We start from the raw sequence: 485 nt of genomic DNA on the forward strand, positions 1-485 counted from the left end.
CGACGCGGACTCGCTCGGACTGGTCGGGGCTGGCACGCAGGCCTACACGCAACTGGAAGCCATCTCGTCGGTGCGGGACATTGAGACGGTGATCGTCGCCGACCGGGACGCGGAGAAACAGCAGGCGTTCGTCGACACGTTCGCCGACCGATTCGACGTGCAGGCGGGTCCCATCGAGGACGCCGCCGGCTGTGACGTGCTGTCGACGATTACGCCCGTCGAGTCCCCCATCGTCGAGCGGGCGTGGCTCGACGAGCACACCCATATCAACGCCATCGGGGCCGACGCCGCTGGCAAGCAGGAACACGACGAACGCACGCTGCTCGACGCGAAAGTCGTCATCGACAACTACGAGCAGTGTACTCACTCCGGCGAGATCAACGTCCTGTGGGGCGAGGGGGTTCTGACAGATGCCGATCTCCACGGGGAACTCGGCGACATCGTCGCGGGCACGCTCTCGGGGCGGACCGACGACGACGGGATCA

At 66.2% G+C, this 485-nt stretch carries 1 protein-coding gene; it reads left to right on the forward strand.

All coding sequences use genetic code 11. From position 1 onward, the window contains the following. Positions 1-485: ornithine cyclodeaminase family protein (locus tag C5B91_RS21530; RefSeq protein WP_394337652.1), on the forward strand; the 485-nt coding region annotated here is incomplete at both ends.

It is taken from the genome of Haloferax sp. Atlit-10N (assembly GCF_003586325.1).
GTDB lineage: Archaea > Halobacteriota > Halobacteria > Halobacteriales > Haloferacaceae > Haloferax > Haloferax prahovense.